The organism is Gilvibacter sediminis, assembly GCF_028561565.1.
Taxonomy (GTDB): domain Bacteria; phylum Bacteroidota; class Bacteroidia; order Flavobacteriales; family Flavobacteriaceae; genus Gilvibacter; species Gilvibacter sediminis.
Map to the genome: position 1 here is coordinate 330,559 of NZ_JAQQTE010000004.1, position 15,596 is coordinate 346,154.

General features: G+C 43.7%; 16 protein-coding genes. 12 read left to right on the forward strand and 4 right to left on the reverse strand.

The features are described from left to right. Positions 1–75: 75 nt before the first annotated feature. From POW22_RS08775 to POW22_RS08790, 4 genes are read left to right on the forward strand one after another with little or no spacing between them, the layout of a single operon-like run. Positions 76–435, forward strand: coding sequence for a hypothetical protein (locus tag POW22_RS08775; RefSeq protein WP_272832278.1), 360 nt, complete (start codon positions 76–78; stop codon positions 433–435). After that, positions 435–1,142 (forward strand): hypothetical protein, encoded by a 708-nt coding sequence (locus tag POW22_RS08780; RefSeq protein ID WP_272832279.1) that lies wholly within the window; start codon positions 435–437, stop codon positions 1,140–1,142. Before POW22_RS08775 ends, POW22_RS08780 begins: the two co-directional genes overlap by 1 nt. Next, positions 1,112–1,906: a sensor histidine kinase gene (locus POW22_RS08785; protein WP_272832280.1), complete on the forward strand. Its 795-nt coding sequence runs from the start codon at positions 1,112–1,114 to the stop codon at positions 1,904–1,906. Before POW22_RS08780 ends, POW22_RS08785 begins: the two co-directional genes overlap by 31 nt. Continuing rightward, positions 1,890–2,546: a response regulator transcription factor gene (locus POW22_RS08790; RefSeq protein ID WP_272832281.1), complete on the forward strand. Its 657-nt coding sequence runs from the start codon at positions 1,890–1,892 to the stop codon at positions 2,544–2,546. Before POW22_RS08785 ends, POW22_RS08790 begins: the two co-directional genes overlap by 17 nt. Here the strand turns inward: POW22_RS08790 and POW22_RS08795 are convergent. After that, positions 2,518–3,228, reverse strand: coding sequence for an RluA family pseudouridine synthase (locus tag POW22_RS08795; RefSeq protein ID WP_272832282.1), 711 nt, complete (start codon positions 3,226–3,228; stop codon positions 2,518–2,520). The two genes, POW22_RS08790 and POW22_RS08795, sit on opposite strands and share 29 nt — an antisense overlap. 9 nt (positions 3,229–3,237) lie before the next feature. Further along, on the reverse strand, positions 3,238–4,056 hold the full coding sequence (gene panB / locus POW22_RS08800) for a 3-methyl-2-oxobutanoate hydroxymethyltransferase (RefSeq protein WP_272832284.1): 819 nt from the start codon (positions 4,054–4,056) through the stop codon (positions 3,238–3,240). Positions 4,057–4,140: 84 nt separating this feature from the next. Here panB and POW22_RS08805 point away from each other — a divergent pair, with 84 nt between their 5' ends. After that, positions 4,141–4,605, forward strand: coding sequence for a nuclear transport factor 2 family protein (locus POW22_RS08805; protein ID WP_272832286.1), 465 nt, complete (start codon positions 4,141–4,143; stop codon positions 4,603–4,605). Here the strand turns inward: POW22_RS08805 and POW22_RS08810 are convergent. Next, positions 4,602–6,026: an L-serine ammonia-lyase gene (locus POW22_RS08810; protein WP_272832287.1), complete on the reverse strand. Its 1,425-nt coding sequence runs from the start codon at positions 6,024–6,026 to the stop codon at positions 4,602–4,604. The two genes, POW22_RS08805 and POW22_RS08810, sit on opposite strands and share 4 nt — an antisense overlap. Before the next feature lie 58 nt (positions 6,027–6,084). Between POW22_RS08810 and POW22_RS08815 the strand changes: the two genes are divergently transcribed. The 7 genes from POW22_RS08815 to POW22_RS08845 all read left to right on the forward strand — a co-directional run bounded on the left by POW22_RS08815 (position 6,085) and on the right by POW22_RS08845 (position 14,735). Beyond that, on the forward strand, positions 6,085–6,657 hold the full coding sequence (locus POW22_RS08815; RefSeq protein ID WP_272832288.1) for a Crp/Fnr family transcriptional regulator: 573 nt from the start codon (positions 6,085–6,087) through the stop codon (positions 6,655–6,657). Between the two features lie 76 nt (positions 6,658–6,733). Beyond that, a complete protein-coding gene (locus POW22_RS08820; protein WP_272832289.1) occupies positions 6,734–7,594 on the forward strand; it encodes an NAD(P)-dependent oxidoreductase in 861 nt (286 codons plus the stop codon). 124 nt (positions 7,595–7,718) lie between these two features. Next, entirely contained in the window at positions 7,719–9,620 is a 1,902-nt protein-coding gene (gene dnaK, locus POW22_RS08825) for a molecular chaperone DnaK (RefSeq protein ID WP_272832291.1), read from the forward strand. Positions 9,621–9,788: 168 nt separating this feature from the next. Continuing rightward, a complete protein-coding gene (locus POW22_RS08830) occupies positions 9,789–11,342 on the forward strand; it encodes a 7TM domain-containing protein (protein WP_272832292.1) in 1,554 nt (517 codons plus the stop codon). 5 nt (positions 11,343–11,347) lie between these two features. Next, complete coding sequence (locus tag POW22_RS08835; protein WP_272832293.1) at positions 11,348–12,220, forward strand: sugar-transfer associated ATP-grasp domain-containing protein; 873 nt, start codon at positions 11,348–11,350, stop codon at positions 12,218–12,220. Beyond that, the gene (locus POW22_RS08840; RefSeq protein ID WP_272832294.1) at positions 12,217–13,347 is read left to right on the forward strand and encodes a TonB-dependent receptor; all 1,131 of its coding nucleotides are present in this window, start codon (positions 12,217–12,219) and stop codon (positions 13,345–13,347) included. Before POW22_RS08835 ends, POW22_RS08840 begins: the two co-directional genes overlap by 4 nt. A 95-nt stretch (positions 13,348–13,442) precedes the next feature. Beyond that, complete coding sequence (locus POW22_RS08845; RefSeq protein WP_272832295.1) at positions 13,443–14,735, forward strand: carboxypeptidase-like regulatory domain-containing protein; 1,293 nt, start codon at positions 13,443–13,445, stop codon at positions 14,733–14,735. 222 nt (positions 14,736–14,957) lie between these two features. On the opposite strand, the gene POW22_RS08850 is transcribed toward POW22_RS08845, so the two are convergent. Next, the gene (locus POW22_RS08850) at positions 14,958–15,587 is read right to left on the reverse strand and encodes an FMN-binding negative transcriptional regulator (protein WP_272832296.1); all 630 of its coding nucleotides are present in this window, start codon (positions 15,585–15,587) and stop codon (positions 14,958–14,960) included. Between the last annotated feature and the right edge of the window lie 9 nt (positions 15,588–15,596).

Here is a 15,596-nt window from a genome sequence, read left to right on the forward strand (position 1 = left end):
TTTTCGCCCTATTCTTTGATTTACGAGAGGGATTTTATGACCTTTAATGTGTTATAACAATTAAAAGAATGAACTATGGCCAAACCTGCCAAATGTATTTCAGTACAGCAAGCGAAACAACTTCAGAATAACTGGGTTAGCACCCGAGAACCTGCCATTACTCAGGCGAGAGGAGGGCAGCAAGACACCCGTGAAGTGGTTTTCAATATTGCTGAATTAGAAGAGTTTTTAGACTATGTTAAAGCTGAATCCACCAAACAAGGGGTAACAAACCCTGGAGTACGCCTTTATTTTGCGGCGTACAATAATATGAGTTCAGATTATGCAACGGTCTTTCTAAGTGCTACAATGTCAGATGATAAACATGCAGACAATAATTATGACATTGAGCCGTATAATACCATCACAGCAGGGTTCCCTCCAAAGAACTATTAATGAATTTTGTTGTAGTCTTAGTAATTTGTTTAGAGCTCATCGCAGCTTTTGCGGGCTTATACCATATTAAAAGACACCAGGTAGGAACGTACACCAAGTATGTGGTGTACGTTCTATTTTTTGTTGCCTTCACGGAGATCATCGCCTACACCATACCAATATTGGTTGACAGGGAAGTCGGTTTTTTTGCAGCATTAAAAGCCACTCCCTTTGCTGATAACCTTTGGATACACAATCCTCAATTGATTGTTACTTTTGGATTCTTTGCTGCCTTCTTTAGATCTCGACTAAAGCGAGGTTTTCTGGCAACACTTATCAAATGGGGTGTTGTTGCCTATGTGATTTCTGCCATTGCCAATTTGATCTTTACAGATATCATGTTTGTAGGGATTTCTAACTACACCTACATTGTAGGATCTATCTTTTTGTTGATCTGTATTTTGATCTATTATTTTGAACTGCTCAAGAGCGATAATATATTGAGATTCAGTACTTCCTTAACCTTTTACATTTCCGTAGGATTATTGATCTACTATTTGTGCATTACGCCTTTGTTTATTTATGGTCGCTATTATTATCAATTTGAAAGCGGAGATGCCTTCAATCAGTTTTACCTATATACACTTGCCGTAGCTAATGTGATCATGTACGGCACCTTTACCTTAGGATTTATCTTATGCAAACCCCAGACCAACAAATTTATTTGATTATTTACGTTGCCGCGGTTCTGCTTATAATCGTGGTGGTAGCTATACGGTTTTTCTCTGTGTTCATCCACAGAAAGAATAAGCTGGTACTCGAGAATCTAGAGGCTGAGCAAAAATTTGAACAAGAATTGGCGAATTCTAGATTGGAGATTCAAGAACAGACCTTTAAGAACATAGCTTGGGAATTACACGATAATGTTGGGCAATTGCTTTCTGTAGCTAACATTCAGCTCAATATGTTGGAATCTAAGTTAGACGAGGAAGATCGTCCACAATTGGAAGAGACCAAGGGCATCGTGGGCGAGAGTCTGCGCGAGATTCGCAATTTATCCCGTTCTTTGAATAAGGAAGTGATCTTAAATGACGGACTGGTCAATTCCATAAAGCGCGAAATGCAGCGATTTAACAGAATGAACTTCATCAACGCTACCCTTAATATTGACGGGGAGGAGTGTTGTATCAATGCTAAGGATGAGATCATCATTTACAGGATTCTACAGGAATTCTTCAGCAATGTGATCAAGCATGCCAAGGCAGATAACTTATTAGTACATTTAAATTTTGAATCAGCGCGTTTGCTGGTTAATGCCCAAGATGACGGAATCGGATTTGACGCATCCGATGTACGTGCGAGCAACGGCCTTTTGAATATGAAAAGTCGTGCCGCATTGATAAATGCCGAATTGACCCTGAACTCACAACAGGGCAAAGGCGTTAGTTTAACCCTCGAATACCCCTTTAAAGATTATGACCGCCAAGACTAAACACAATATCGTAATTGTAGATGACCACCTCTTGTTTGCCGGTTCTCTAGAAAAACTCTTGGAATCTTTCGGAGAGTTTAATGTGCTCTTCCACGCCAAGAATGGCGCTGATTTTCAACAAAAGTTAAAACTGGCCAAAACGCAACCGGACGTGGTCTTATTAGACATCAATATGCCTGTAATGGACGGTTTTGAAACGGCTAATTGGCTCAGTTCTTATCGCAAAGACATCAAGGTTCTGGCCTTATCTATGGATGACGATGAAGAGACCATTTTACGCATGCTTCGTTGCGGAGCAAACGGTTATTTGCTCAAAGATATCCATCCCGATAAACTCAGGGAAGCCCTCCTAGAGGTTATTAATAAAGGGTATTACCATTCAGAGAAAGTCGCAGCTACCTTGTTGCAGTCATTGAATCCCACACAAGAAAAACCAGAACACCGTTTAAAGGAAAACGAACGGATCTTCATCAGTTTAGCTTGCACGGAGATGACCTATAAGGAGATTGCAGAAAAAATGAACCTGAGTCCAAAAACTATTGATGGCTACCGCCACGAGCTCTTTTCGCGTTTGCAGATCAAAAATCGCGTAGGCTTAGTGATTTATGCCCTTAAGCACGATCTGTACCGGATCCAATAACTGCAGCCCAAACGGCATCTCGAGTATTGGGTACGGCCACAAAACTCATGGGTTCCTTTTTAACGGGATGTAATAGCTCCAATCGATGGGCGTGTAGGTGAATGCTTCCGTCTGTATTGGAACGCTTTGCGCCGTATTTGAGATCTCCTTTGATCACGCTGCCTATAGCGGCGAGTTGTGATCTTATCTGGTGATGTCTCCCAGTGTGCAATTCTACTTCTAAAGCAGTATAACGTTCCAGGCGTGCTAAGACCCTGTAAGTCAAAACAGCTTTTTTGCTTTGAGGAACTTCTTTGGTGTGTGCGTAGGACTTATTTTGCTTCGGATTGCGGACCATATGATGGGTTAGGGTTGCTTGCTCTCTTTCCGGAGCCTGCTCTACAACAGCCCAATAGGTCTTTTGGGGCTCCCTATTTTGAAACATGGCATTGAGTCTGCTGAGTGCTTTAGAGGTTCTCGCAAAAACTACAACACCGCTTGTTGGGCGGTCTAGGCGGTGCACAACACCTAAAAACACCTTTCCGGGTTTGTTGTATTTACGAGCGATATACTCTTTGGCAATTTCAACCAAGGGCAGGTCTCCAGTTTGATCTCCTTGTACAAGATCTCCTGCGCGTTTGTTGACAACCAATAGGTGATTGTCCTCGTAAATGATGTCAATGTTCTCCGGGGTGGATCGCATTATTGCCGCTTAGTATTGCTCGTCTTCATTTGGGAAATCACCAGACTTTACATCGGCTATATATTTCTCAAAGGCGCCTGTCATCTCAGAATAGAGATCCAAATAGCGACGTAAAAAACGCGGGTTGAATTCGTAGGTCATTCCCAACATATCATGGGTAACCAAAACCTGTCCATCACAACCAGGGCCAGCACCAATACCGATGATAGGTATTTGCACGCTTTTAGCCACTTCTGCAGCGAGAGAAGCCGGCACTTTTTCCAGAACAATGGCAAAGCAACCGATCCTTTCCAACATCAAGGCGTCTTCTTTAAGCTTTTCAGCTTCATCCTTATCCTTAGCACGTACCGTGTAAGTTCCAAATTTGTAAATGGATTGAGGGGTTAGCCCTAAATGGCCCATAACTGGGATTCCCGCATTGAGAATACGTTTTATAGAATCTTTGATCTCACGTCCGCCTTCAAGCTTCACAGCATGTCCGCCACTTTCTTTCATGATGCGGATCGCCGAGCGCAAGGCTTCCTTGGGATCACTTTGATAGGTTCCAAACGGAAGGTCAACAACCACTAAACTTCTATTGATACCACGAATCACTGAAGAAGCGTGATAGATCATTTGGTCTAGGGTAATGGGCAAGGTGGTTTCATGTCCGGCCATTACGTTGGATGCAGAATCACCCACAAGAATGACATCAATGCCTGCGCCATCAACTATGCGCGCCATGGTGTAATCATAAGCGGTAAGCATAGAAATCTTCTCCCCATTATGTTTCATATCCACCAGCGTTTTGGTGGTGATTCTTTTGTATTCTTTCTTGGCCGTTGACATTTAATAAGGTTTTAGGGGATAAAAGTACTAATTTTAACAGGAAACAGGACCAGCAGTATTTCTGGTCGGCTAACTGAATACACCATGACAAAGAAATTTCTTTTTATACTGGCTTGTTGCTTCTGCTTAAATGCAACGGCTCAAGAGTTTACTGAGGATGATGCACGGGCAATTATTGAAACCTTCTTTGAGGGATTCCACAAGGGAGATACTACGATGATGAAATCGGTCTTACTGAAAGACGTCGATCTCAATACAGCTTATACCACGCCCAATGGCGAGAAGCGATTGGCACGCGGGAGTGTAGATCGTTTACTGGAAGGCATTGCCAACAGGCCGCCTGAGCAAGTATGGAAAGAAGAAATACTTTCTTATGAGGTCCAAATTGATGGCGACCTCGCCAATGTCTGGACACCCTACCGTTTTTATGTCAATGGACAGTTCATGCATTGCGGTGCCAATTCCTTCACCTTGGTACAAACCCAAGACGGCTGGAAGATCCATCACTTAATCGATTCGCGCAGAAAAGGAGATTGTGATACAGATTAACAGTCAGACAGGGCCACGTTTATAGCCAATCCACCTTCACTGGTCTCTTTGTATTTATTGTTCATGTCATTGGCCGTTTGCCACATGGTATGGATACACTTATCCAGAGGAACTTTGGCGTTCTTCGGGTCACTGTCCAGAGCCAATTCAGAAGCATTAATGGCCTTAATGGCTCCCATGGCATTGCGCTCAATACAAGGAATTTGCACCAAACCAGCGATAGGATCGCAGGTTAAGCCTAAGTGGTGTTCCATGGCTATTTCACTAGCCATCAAGACTTGTTCCGGGGTTCCGCCCATGAGTTCGGTTAAGGCTCCAGCAGCCATAGCAGAAGACACGCCAATTTCAGCCTGACATCCACCCATAGCTGCAGAGATGGTAGCGCCCTTTTTAAACAGACTGCCAATTTCTCCAGCAACTAATAGGAACTGCTTCACATCGTCAAAATTGGCGTCGTGATTCTCAATGACCATATAATACATTAATACGGCTGGGATCACACCAGCACTTCCATTAGTTGGCGCAGTAACAACGCGTCCTAGTGAGGCATTCACCTCATTTACTGCTAAGGCGAAACAGCTTACCCATTTCAGGATCTCTCTAAACTTAACTTCTCCATCGCGAATACAAGAGATCCATTCCTGTGGATTGGTGTATTGGGTATTTCTGATGAGTTTTTTGTGGGTGTCAAAAGCACGACGGCGCACCTTGAGTCCGCCTGGCAAGATCCCTTCGGTATGGCAACCCGTGTACATGCTTTCCAGCATCACCTGCCATACAGCCTCAAAGTCGGCATTTATCTGCGCTTCCGAGCGCAAGGAAAGTTCGTTTTGGTAAACTACCTCAGAGACCTTCATGTTCAGATCGTTACAATACTGAAGCAATTCTGTGGCTTTTTGAATGGGATAGGGAAACTGGCTAAAGGCCTCTTTCTTAGCAGCAGCGCGTTTTCTGGACTCTTCCACCACAAATCCACCGCCAATACTGTAAAAGGTCTTCTTAAAAAACTTTCCGGTTTTGAGTAAACCGATAAACTCAATACCGTTGGGGTGGAAGGGTAAAAACTCCCTATTGAATACGATCTGTTTTTTCAGATCAAAATCAATGGGTCGCTCTCCATTGAGTGCTAGGGTTTTGTTCTCACGGATCAAAGCAATCTCAGTATCGATCTGATCGGTTGGGAATGTCACCGGATCAAATCCGCAGAGCCCTAAAAGCACCGCAATGTCCGTGGCATGACCTCTTCCGGTCAAAGACAAAGAGCCGTAAAGATTCACGGTAACCTGATCGATCTGTTTAAAATGACCGCGCTTCTTGGCGATCTTGATCCAACGGTTAGCGGCCCGCCAAGGGCCTAAGGTATGCGAGCTCGATGGGCCAACGCCTATCTTGAGCATATCGAAAACGGAGATGCTTTCCACGGTGGTATTTTAGGGACTAAATTTAGTGTTTTTGTCCAGAAGCCATTACTTTTAATGAGTGGAAACTTCTGGAATACTCGCAAATATTAATCGATACGTAAAACTCGATGATACACAGCAACAAGCCTTCAAGGCAATCCTCACAAGGAAGGCCTTGAATAAAAGGGAGTTTCTGCTGGAACCGGGTATGATCTGTAGGCATCAAAGCTATGTGGTCTCTGGCTGTTTGCGCTCCTTTTTTATTGCTGCAGACGGTAGCGAGCAAACCATTCAATTCGCCATAGAAGATTGGTTCATCTCTGATTTTAACAGTTATCTCAATCAAGCGCCGGGATCACTTTACGTGGAGGCCATTACGCCAACCACCGTTTTACGATTGGAATATGAAGCCACAGAAGCCCTGTGTTTAGAGCACCCGATCTTTGATAGGTATTTTAAAATGACAGCCCAGAAGGCCTTCGCCTTTGCTCAAAACAGAATGCTTTCAAACCTGCGAGATAGTGCTACAGAACGCTATTTGGTCTTTAAAGAGCGTTATCCAGAAATTGTGGAGCGAGTTCCCCAATACGCCTTGGCTTCCTATTTGGGCATGAGCGCTGAGTTTCTCAGTAAGATTCGCAAATCCGTTTAATTCTTGTTTTCTTGAACTGGTTCATTTTTTCTGCGGAGACGATCCTGGAAATTTGCCTTAATTAAATCCATTGAACATGAAAATTACATTTATAGGCCTGGGAATTATGGGCCAAGCTATGGCTACCAATTTGTTGAAAAACGGAACCGCCTTAACGGTATATAATCGTTCTCTAGAAAAGGCGGAGCCTTTAAAAGCCTTGGGGGCGACAGTAGCTCAAAGCGCAAAAGAAGCAGTGGCAGAGGCAGATCTGGTGATCAGTATGCTTGCAGATCCGTCTGCGGTTGAACAAACTTTTTTGAGCGAATCTGGAATTTTAAAGCATATGAAATCCGGTTCCACCTGGATAGACTGTTCTACCGTTGATCCTGAATTTAGTAGGTTATCTGCAGCGGCAGCGCAAAAAAGTGGAGTTGCTTTTATTGATGCCCCCGTGGCAGGGTCCAAACCGCAAGCAGAAGCTGCCGTATTGAGTTTTTTTGTGGGAACCACTGCTGAAGGAATAGCGCCTTTTGAGTCCTTACTTTTACAGATGGGACAAAAAGTGATTCCCTTTGATACTGTAGGGCATGGGTCCTCTTTTAAAATGGTGGTCAATATGCTTTTGGGACAGTCTATGGTCATCTTTAGTGAGGCCATCCAATTAGGAACGGCATTGAACATCGATCCAGAATTCTTATTAAAAACGCTTCCTAAGCTACCTGTGACCGCTCCATTTACAGCCTTAAAGACAGATAACATCAGCAATAATACCTATCCAACACATTTTCCTTTAGAGCATATGTTGAAGGATCTGCGCTTGGCTACTCAGGCTTATAGTTCCGCAGGGAAAAGATTGGCTGTGGCAGAAACGGTTAAGGCCCAATTTGAAGGGGCGGCAGAAGCCGGTAGAACGCGCCAGGACTTTAGTGCCATACATGCCTATTTAACATCCTAAGCAAGACAACAATGACAGGCTGTACAGTTAGACTGACAGCCTGTCATAATTATAGAGCTGGCATAATGATTGACTATAGGGGAGTGAGTTTAAATTTGAATCATTACACCTATAGCATATAATTATGAGTAAAATTATTGGAATCGACTTAGGAACCACCAACTCGTGTGTCGCCGTTATGGAAGGAAGCGAGCCTACGGTGATTCCGAATGCCGAAGGAAAAAGAACAACACCATCCGTAATTGCTTTTGTAGAAGGCGGTGAGATCAAGGTGGGTGACCCTGCAAAACGTCAGGCAGTAACCAACCCAACCAAGACCGTAGCTTCTATCAAGCGTTTTATGGGGAACAAATACAGCGAGTCTCAGCAAGAAGCTGATCGCGCTGCCTATACAGTAGTAAAAGGAGACAACGACACGCCACGTGTGGATATTGACGGTCGCCTTTACACGCCACAAGAGCTTTCTGCCATGGTACTTCAGAAAATGAAGAAAACTGCAGAAGACTACTTAGGTACTTCCGTTTCGGAAGCAGTTATTACCGTACCTGCCTACTTTAACGACTCTCAACGTCAAGCGACAAAAGAAGCTGGTGAGATCGCAGGATTGACCGTTCGCAGAATTATCAACGAACCAACCGCAGCTGCTTTGGCTTACGGTTTGGACAAAAAGACCTCAGACCAAAAGATCGTAGTCTTTGACTTTGGAGGTGGAACGCATGACGTTTCTATCTTGGAGCTTGGAGATGGCGTATTTGAAGTATTGGCTACTGATGGTGATACTCACCTTGGTGGTGACGATGTGGACACCAAGATCATCAATTGGTTGGCCGATGAGTTCAAAGCCGATGAGAACATGGATCTTAGACAAGACCCAATGGCTTTGCAACGTTTAAAAGAAGCTGCTGAGAAGGCGAAGATCGAATTGTCATCTTCTTCTCAGACAGAGATCAACTTGCCTTACATCACTGCAACTGCTAGCGGACCTAAGCACTTGGTACGCACTTTGAGCCGTGCAAAGTTTGAGCAATTGATCGACGATCTAGTAAAAAGAACTATTGAGCCTTGTCAGACTGCGCTTAAGAATGCAGGACTTTCAACTTCTGATATCGACGAGGTAATCCTAGTAGGAGGTTCTACACGTATTCCTGCAGTACAGGAAGCTGTAAAGAACTTCTTTGGAAAAGAACCAAGTAAAGGAGTAAACCCAGACGAGGTAGTAGCTGTAGGAGCTGCTATTCAAGGAGGAGTATTGACCGGAGACGTAAAAGACGTATTGCTTCTGGATGTGACACCACTTTCTCTTGGAATTGAGACCATGGGAGGCGTAATGACCAAACTGATCGAGGCGAATACTACTATTCCTACTAAGAAGTCACAGGTATTCTCTACGGCTGCAGACAACCAGCCAAGTGTGGAGATCCACGTACTTCAAGGAGAGCGTCCAATGGCTAAAGATAACAAGACCATCGGAAGATTTCACTTAGACGGAATTCCACCAGCACCGCGCGGGATGCCTCAAATTGAGGTGACCTTTGATATTGATGCCAACGGTATCATCAAAGTAACTGCGGCAGACAAGGCGACTGGAAAATCTCAGGACATCCGTATTGAAGCCTCTTCTGGACTTACAGAAGAAGAGATCGAAAAGATGAAAGCAGAGGCAGAAGCCAATGCAGAAGCCGATAAAGCTGCTAAAGAAAAAGCAGAAAAGATCAACGAAGCAGATGCGATGATCTTCCAAACTGAAAAGCAATTGGAAGAATTCGGAGATAAGATCAGCGAAGACAAGAAAGCGCCGATCCAAGCTGCTCTTGAAGATCTAAAGAAAGCTTTTGAAACTAAGGAGCTTGAGACCATCCAACCTGCACTAGACAAGCTTAATGAAGCTTGGAAAGTTGCCAGCGAGGAAATGTATAAAGCCCAAGCGGAAGCTCAGCAGCAAGGAGCACCGACAGGTGATGCCTCAGCCGCTGGAGACGACCAAGGATCTGACGTTGAAGACGTAGATTTCGAAGAAGTCAAGTAGCCTGTCACGTGCTTGACACGTGATAGATTTTGAAGAAGTGAAGTAATTCATTGATATACAGATAGAAACCCGGCCAATTGGCCGGGTTTTTTGTTTTCTAGCAAAAAAAGTTTTGATTCTTTTTCAGGATTTTTTCCAAACCGGTTGTTAATCCAATAAACGACCACTATGCGAAAGAATCAAATTATCAGTCTTGTTCTACTGTCCATTTCAGGACTCTTGCTGTTTACCGTTTTTCAAAAGAACAAAGCAATAAATCAATCTAAACCGAGCTTTGCAGCAGATCAAACCTATCGTGTTTCCTTCAACTATTATTTAGAAGATTTTGACTCGCAGGATCAAGTAAACTGGTATCTGCCTCAAAACAGTAGCAGACAGCAAATCGACAGTCTGAATTTCCCAACAGCACTTATTCCTAAAAAAGATGCTTACGGTACGCGTCTAAGATGGATCGCTCATGGAGAAACTCAATACAAACAACTACAAACCAGTTTTGTCTTTAAGGGAAAGGCTTATCAGCACCAAATCCCTGAAAACTTTAAAACAGATACTGAATCCGCGACCCAATACTTAGTATCAACTCCCTTGATTCAAACTGATGCGCCAGAGATCATTGCTCTGGCAGATCAGATCAGCGAAGCAAACAGCAGTGATCTTTTGAGAATTACTGCGGCTTTTGATCGGGTGGTGCAAATTCCATCGGCTCCAATTATTACCAAGACCGATGCACTTACAGCGCTTTCAAGAAATTATGCTTCTTGTAACGGTAAGAGCCGATTGTTTGTGGCTTTGGCTCGTGCCATGGGCTATCCGGCAAGACTGAGTGGTGGGCTCATCTTAGAAAATGCGCAGAAAAGAACCTCTCACGTTTGGACTGAACTAAAAATTGACGGACAGTGGATCCCTTTTGACACCCTCAATGGTCATTTTGGGTATTTGCCTGCCAATTATTTGGCCATTCATCATGGTGATCGAGCCATGTTGAGCCACAGTCCAGGAATGTCCTTTGATTACAATTACAGCATGAAGCAGGTGGAAGTTTTAAAATTCTTAGAGCATCCCACAGCTACCTTGAGCAGTTTTAGTCCTTTAGGCTTGTTTAGACTTTTAGAGTCTGGAGTCTTAAATACAACTGCCTTGTATCTGATCTTGATGCTGCCCCTAGGCGGATTATTAGTAGCCTTTTTACGCAATGTTGTGGGCTTAAAGACCTTTGGCGTGTTCTTGCCCGTATTGATAGCCTATGCCTTATTTGAAACAGGATTCGGTCTTGGAATTCTACTGTTCACGGGACTGATCTTGTTTGTAGGACTCGCTTCCAGACCGTTCCAGCGCTTGGGTTTATTACACACGCCTAAATTGGTGATCTCCCTAACCCTTATGGTTGTTTTTATGCTGGCCGGAACGGCAGCGGGTCTTTATTTTGATATTCCTTGGTTGCGCTCACTCACAGTTTTTCCAACGATTATCTTGACATTATCCGCAGAGAAATTCAGTAATCTCATTGTTGAAGATGGCTTGGCCGACGCTTCAAGAATGCTATTTCAAACCCTATTGGCAGTAAGTTGTTGTTATTTGCTGTTTCAACAACAGCTGATCTTTGAATGGTTGGTGGTCTTTCCAGAATTCCTAATGCTGATCATTGTTATCGCAATTCTTTTAGGCCGATATATTGGATTCCGATTGGTAGAAATCGTTCGCTTCAATCCACTTTTAAAATAGGCACTATGTTCAGATTTATTAAACCCAATGGTGTCATGGGGATCAACAAGCGCAACAGAACCTTGATCTATCCCAACAACCAGCGCAAGCATTACAAATTGGCCGATGATAAGGTAGAGTGCAAGCAAATCTTGCATAAGCACGGGATTGCCTGTGCAGAGACCTATGCCGTGATTCACAAGCACAGTGAGATCAAAAGATCCTGGCAACATTGCCAACAATACAATGCCTTGGCTATAAAACCTGCCAATGGCTGTGGGGGAGACGGCATCTTGATCCTACGCAAAAAGCAAGGACAGTGGGAAGGTTCTGGAAAAGTGTTTGCTGATGCTGATGTCAAACGCCATATCGCCAATATCATTACCGGTATGTACTCCATGCGTTCTGAGGACCGCTGCTTGATTGAAGCCTGTATTGTACCTCACGAATTTTTTGGTAGTATCTATAAAGAGGGTGTGCCTGATTTTAGGGTGATCACTTTAAAGGGTGTCCCCATAATGGCGATGCTCCGAATGCCAACCTCCAAAAGCAATGGGAAAGCCAATCTGCATCAAAAAGGCGTCGGTATAGGTGTAGATATGACCACCGGAAAACTCACTCAAGTCTATGATGGCTGTACGTATAGCGACAACCACCCAGACAACAGCCGCTGTGTCAAGGGTATGGATGTGCCTTATTGGGATGACCTTTATGCGCTCAGCATGGCGACGGCAAAGATCTTTCCCTTGGGCTATTTAGGGATTGATATTGTCATTGACCATCACCTCGGCCCACAAATAATGGAAGTCAATGTAAGACCAGGACTGGGAATTCAATTAGTCAATAAAATGGGGCTACAAGCGGCTATTAACGCACAACCAAAACTAAACACCTTATGAACAGATTTATCCTATTAGTTGTTCTGCTCTTTACCAGTCTAGGTCTAGCTCAGAAAACAGAAAATCATAAATTCAGAGTCCTTACCCTTAGCGGCTACGAATACAATTATTTGAAGAGTCCCGATGAAGTTCTTTTTGAGGGTACAGTTTTGGGTCGAGACAGCCTGATCAATAGCAGTGTCTATCAAGATATTGACCTGCGTTACAATTTTAAGACAGAAGGTCGATACAGCACCTTTAGTCTTGTAGCTGCTCCGGAAGCCCGATTCTTTTACGAACAACCTGAGGACTCTTATTGGCGATTTTCACTCAACCTGTCCTATGAATTGGAGCTCTCTAAAAGCTGGGACTATTTGGCTTTTGCGAGATTCAAGCGCAACGATAGAGAAGGACTTGATGGAGCGCAAGATATTTTAATCAATCCCTTAGGGTTTACCCAATACGAGGCACAAACAGGGGTTCAGTATCGTCCGTTTCGATACAATAAAATGATACTGTTAGCAGGATTCCGACACAAAAATTTTGATGCTTTTGGGGTTAGAGATCTGGAGTATAATCAATATGAGCTCAGCTTTACCAGCGAGCAGAGGTTTAAAGTAGGGCGGCGGTTTCAGAAGATCGGTATCGAGCTCGCCGCCCGAAAACGACTGTATCAGACTTTAAACACCACCAATGAGATTCCCGATGGAGAGCGCGATTGGGATTATTTGGATGCCACGGCCTTTTTAGAACTCCGTTTGAGCAAGGCTTTTAGAATCACTCCTGCCTTTAATTATTATCAGAGGATAGACCAATTGATTGACCGGTCTGGCTTTACACAATTTGGGCCTCGTTTGGGTTTGAGATACAGTGGAGATAAGCTTGTGTTGAACGCGAGCACTGCCTTTAATACCCGAAATTATAAAACTTTTGATGCTCGTGATTCATCTGGGCTCACAGGAGAGAAGATCAAATACGAGTATGTCAATCTCAGTTTCAACGCGACTTGGCAACTCAACGAAAGTCTCTATATAAGGGCAGAGGTCTATTCCAGAGTCCGTAGTACCAATTATACAGATATTACTGCCAGATCCTTTAGAAACTACCGCAATCAATACGCGGGCCTAGGATTACAATGGAGGCTTTAACCCTAAAGAGGCCGGGCTACAGTGTTAAAAATCAAGCAGGGAAGGGGATAATTTCTTAAATTAGGAAAACAATCCTTTTGAAAAATCTTTGCCCAATGCGAGCCCAACCACAAACTCCAAAGCGCAATTTCCGCGGACTGATGCTGCTGTTGCTAGCTACTCTTTTATTCTCAGCAACAACACTAAATGCTCAGGACGCTGCTGCGGAGTACACCGAATTTCGCGGAAAGATCTTAGACAGTGACGGTAAAGACCCCGTGGTCTTTGCAACCTTGTTAGTTACGGGAACTAACATCAGTACTGTGAGTAATACCGAAGGAGATTATTTACTTAAAGTTCCTAACGAATATCTCAATGCCTCCTTGGAGGTATCTCTTTTGGGGTTTGAGACTTACACAGCCTCCTTGAGTGAGGTCCCGAAAAGCAAACACAAGATCTATTTGACTGTTGAGATCTCTCAGCTCAGTGAGATCAGTGTAACGCGTTTTGCAGATGCCAATGCCTTGGTTCGCGCGGTTTTTAGGAAAAGAGGAGACAATACGCTTCCCCAGACTGCAAGAATGACTGCCTTTTACAGAGAGACCATAAAAAGACGCAACAGAAATGTTTCCCTCACTGAAGCCGTTGTAGACTTGTATAAACAGCCGAGCACCAATAACATTAAAGATGTGGTGGCGCTGGATAAGGCCCGTAAAAGCACAGACTATCGCCGTTTGGACACCGTAGCACTTAAGCTGCAAGGCGGTCCGTTCTCTACTTTGTATTTGGATATTATGAAGTATCCGGAATACATTTTCACAGAGGATACCTATGATCTTTATGAGTTTTCCTTGGAAAGCTCCACGGCGGTAAACGACCGGCCTGTCTATGTGGTGAGTTTCAAGCAAAAGGACTTTGTTTTGGACCCTTTGTATTACGGGGAGCTTTATATAGATACGGAGACTTTAGCTTTGACCAGTGCGGAGTACCAACTTTTACTTACCGATAAAAAAGCGGCAAGTGCATTGTTTGTAAAAAGAAAGCCAGACGATATTGTGGTTACACCAACTCGGGCGTCCTACAGAGTGGATTATCGAGAGAAAGACGGTCGCTGGTTTTACGGTTACGGTAGTGTAGATCTTAGCTTCAAGATCAACAAGAAAAGAAAACTCTTCAATTCGGTTTACACGCTAAACAGTGAAATGGCGGTTACCAATTGGGAACTGATCACTAACGATCAAATTGTGAGGCCTAAGGACCGACTGCGTCCATCGGTGGTGATCACCGATGAGATCTCTGGTTTTTCGGATCCTAATTTTTGGGGAGCCCGAAACGTGATAGAACCTGAAAAATCTATAGAAACAGCGATCAACAAGATCCAAAGGCAAATGAGACGCAATAATAAATAAGCATAAAAAACCCGATCAAGAACGATCGGGTTTTTTTGAACATGTAGCAGAATTTTTTCTTTCTCACCTCAACTGTTTTTAAGTCGATTGCAGTTTGGTGCAAAGACTGTAAATTTAATGCATAACCCCTTGAAGGTCAACAGGGTTTTTCCTCAAAAAGCAGTAGGGTAGTCGTTAAAATGTTGTTAGAAATTCCTCAGATATGGGAATCCCTCTTGCTAGTTACGCATTCCCATCCAGGTCTGGTTTGAACTTGCGCATCATTCTTGCGGTTTCTGCGGATTGCGTCCCGCGATCATCTTCTAGTTGATCGATGATATTTTCATAATCCTTTTCAGAACGATTCTGAGACATCTTATACTTGGCCTGGACGTCTGTGATCTCAATTTCAAACCCAACAATTCCATAGACCTGATTCAAGGTCTTTTTAGATAGTTTGGACATATCAATGGGGGCATCTACGTCGGCTTCATATTTAGCCATAAGCCCTTCTAACATAGGCATGAGCTCCTCTTGATCCATGGTGCGTAGCTTGCCGTAAATGTGCACGGCTACATAATTCCATGTAGAGACCTCTTCAATGCTGTACCAACTAGCGGAAACATAAGAGTGAGGCCCATTAAAAACTGCCAAAACCTCGTTCTGCTGATCAAAGGACTCCCATTGTACATTCCTTTTAGCCAAATGCCCTTGCAGATAGGCTTTACCGTCTTTTTCTAAGTATTCTAAAGGCAGGTGCGTAGCCAATGGTTTTCCGTCGTGCTGAGTGATCAAAAGTCCAAAGGCATTGCTTTTTAAAAACTCGGTGATCTTAGCGTGATCGGTCTCTTTGAAAAGGGCTGGAATATACATAAGGCCAAA

What these genes read in the sequence shown, in the direction of transcription:
- POW22_RS08775 (WP_272832278.1), top strand. Translation starts at nt 76, where the DNA reads ATGGCCAAACCTGCCAAATGTATTTCAGTACAGCAAGCGAAACAACTT.
- POW22_RS08780 (WP_272832279.1), top strand. Translation starts at nt 435, where the DNA reads ATGAATTTTGTTGTAGTCTTAGTAATTTGTTTAGAGCTCATCGCAGCT.
- POW22_RS08785 (WP_272832280.1), top strand. Translation starts at nt 1,112, where the DNA reads ATGCAAACCCCAGACCAACAAATTTATTTGATTATTTACGTTGCCGCG.
- POW22_RS08790 (WP_272832281.1), top strand. Translation starts at nt 1,890, where the DNA reads ATGACCGCCAAGACTAAACACAATATCGTAATTGTAGATGACCACCTC.
- POW22_RS08795 (WP_272832282.1), bottom strand. Translation starts at nt 3,228, where the DNA reads ATGCGATCCACCCCGGAGAACATTGACATCATTTACGAGGACAATCAC.
- panB (WP_272832284.1), bottom strand. Translation starts at nt 4,056, where the DNA reads ATGTCAACGGCCAAGAAAGAATACAAAAGAATCACCACCAAAACGCTG.
- POW22_RS08805 (WP_272832286.1), top strand. Translation starts at nt 4,141, where the DNA reads ATGACAAAGAAATTTCTTTTTATACTGGCTTGTTGCTTCTGCTTAAAT.
- POW22_RS08820 (WP_272832289.1), top strand. Translation starts at nt 6,734, where the DNA reads ATGAAAATTACATTTATAGGCCTGGGAATTATGGGCCAAGCTATGGCT.
- dnaK (WP_272832291.1), top strand. Translation starts at nt 7,719, where the DNA reads ATGAGTAAAATTATTGGAATCGACTTAGGAACCACCAACTCGTGTGTC.
- POW22_RS08830 (WP_272832292.1), top strand. Translation starts at nt 9,789, where the DNA reads ATGCGAAAGAATCAAATTATCAGTCTTGTTCTACTGTCCATTTCAGGA.
- POW22_RS08835 (WP_272832293.1), top strand. Translation starts at nt 11,348, where the DNA reads ATGTTCAGATTTATTAAACCCAATGGTGTCATGGGGATCAACAAGCGC.
- POW22_RS08840 (WP_272832294.1), top strand. Translation starts at nt 12,217, where the DNA reads ATGAACAGATTTATCCTATTAGTTGTTCTGCTCTTTACCAGTCTAGGT.
- POW22_RS08845 (WP_272832295.1), top strand. Translation starts at nt 13,443, where the DNA reads ATGCGAGCCCAACCACAAACTCCAAAGCGCAATTTCCGCGGACTGATG.
- POW22_RS08850 (WP_272832296.1), bottom strand. Translation starts at nt 15,587, where the DNA reads ATGTATATTCCAGCCCTTTTCAAAGAGACCGATCACGCTAAGATCACC.